Origin of the sequence: Megasphaera vaginalis (ex Srinivasan et al. 2021), assembly GCF_000478965.1 — a bacterium.
Taxonomy (GTDB): Bacteria; Bacillota; Negativicutes; order Veillonellales; family Megasphaeraceae; genus Megasphaera; species Megasphaera vaginalis.
Map to the genome: position 1 here is coordinate 1 of NZ_AWXA01000038.1, position 1,635 is coordinate 1,635.

A 1,635-nucleotide genomic window follows, 5' to 3' on the forward strand; every position below is an offset into this window, starting at 1 on the left:
TTTGATGGTTTATTTAACTGGATGGATAAATGCCCGGGATTTTTATTTCTGGAAATAGCGGGCGAGCAAACCGTCAAATACGCGGCCGTGACGAGCTTCGTCTTTTGCCATTTCGTGTACCGTATCGTGGATCGCGTCAAGATTTAACTGTTTTGCCAGTGTGGCGATTTCTTTCTTGCCTGCACAAGCGCCTTGTTCAGCGGCTGCACGCATTTCGAGGTTTGTCTTGGTATCGTCTGTAACGACTTCGCCGAGAAGTTCAGCAAATTTTGCGGCGTGTTCGGCTTCTTCAAAGGCGATACGCTTGTAAGCTTCCGCGACTTCCGGGTAACCCTGGCGATCGGCAACACGACTCATGGCAAGATACATGCCGACTTCGGAGCATTCGCCTGTGAAGTTCATGCGGAGACCTTCGATGATACGTTCATCAACGCCTTTGGCAACGCCGACGCGATGTTCGTCGGCATATTCTTTTACGCCTTCCTGCAGTTCCGTAAATTTGGAAGCGGGAGCGCCGCATTGCGGACACTTTTCAGGGGCGGCATCGCCTTCGAATACGTAACCGCAGATACCACAAACAAATTTTTTCATAATGAAACAACCTCCTTGAATTTGCAATTTGATGATAGTAATTATTATTTTTTACTAATAAATAATGATTATCTACTAACAAAATTATAGCAAATATTACAGAATGATGCAATAGAAAAATGAATAGATGCTAAAAATAATTATGACGAAGTTGGAGATGTCGCTGTCGGCAACCATTGGAAAGCGGTATTTTTATGATGGATGCTTTTTGAAGCAGGTTTACGGCGGCTGTCTTTTTATTGTTAAAAAGCAATATATACAGGCATAGATATCAATAAAGTATAGGCATTAGACAGAAGAACGGGAATTTTCTATAATTTATACGAAATGCACCGACTATAATCGTGATGTACTGAGGAGGGACAAGGTATGACGAAAGAAAAAGCAGGTGTTTTTGGATTAGGAGAGCCTAATGATGCTTATGCGCAATATTTTGACGGTCAGAGTTATTTGAAGATATTAACGACAGAACGCCTTATTACTGCCAATGTTACTTTTGAACCGGGCTGTCGGAATCATTGGCATATTCATCACAAAGGAGGGCAGATATTATTCTGCACGTCCGGCAGAGGCTATTATCAGGAATGGGGGCAGGCGCCTCGTGAACTTCATCCTGGTGATGTTGTCAATATCCCGCCTGAAGTAAAGCATTGGCACGGCGCTACAAAAGACAGCTGGTTTGCACATATTGCAGTTGAAGTTCCGGCTGAGGGAGCGACGAATGAATGGTGTGAAGCTGTTGACGACGATGCATACGGACAACTGCCGTAAAAACCATCGATATGGCGGTAAATCTCTGCGCGTTCATTGCAATAGTGATGATTTACCGTCATTGAGAGGGAAATAGTCGGGAATTTTACGGTATTGTTACAAAATAGGAATAAATATATTGACAGTAAAGAAAATGCGTGATATGATGATTGCACCAGTGAGGTTAACGTGCAGAAAACCAAATACGCAATGTAAGTTGTTTTTTTGTGCCCTAATTTATGTAAAAGGATTTTTACATAAATCAATACCTGCTGCTTTCGACGTCAGTCGGTT

2 protein-coding genes are annotated in these 1,635 nt (G+C 42.7%); one reads left to right on the forward strand and one right to left on the reverse strand.

The window, feature by feature from the left end:
* Positions 1-42: 42 nt before the first annotated feature.
* Positions 43-591, reverse strand: a complete 549-nt coding sequence (locus HMPREF1250_RS06740; RefSeq protein ID WP_023053896.1) for an NADH peroxidase — start codon at positions 589-591, stop codon at positions 43-45.
* Between the two features lie 369 nt (positions 592-960).
* Between HMPREF1250_RS06740 and HMPREF1250_RS06745 the strand changes: the two genes are divergently transcribed.
* Positions 961-1,362, forward strand: a complete 402-nt coding sequence (locus HMPREF1250_RS06745; protein WP_023053895.1) for a cupin domain-containing protein — start codon at positions 961-963, stop codon at positions 1,360-1,362.
* The last annotated feature ends 273 nt before the right edge of the window (positions 1,363-1,635 follow it).

Bases quoted from the DNA above. Each gene is read 5' to 3' on its own strand.
- HMPREF1250_RS06745 (WP_023053895.1), top strand. From the start codon at position 961: ATGACGAAAGAAAAAGCAGGTGTTTTTGGATTAGGAGAGCCTAATGAT.
- HMPREF1250_RS06740 (WP_023053896.1), bottom strand. From the start codon at position 591: ATGAAAAAATTTGTTTGTGGTATCTGCGGTTACGTATTCGAAGGCGAT.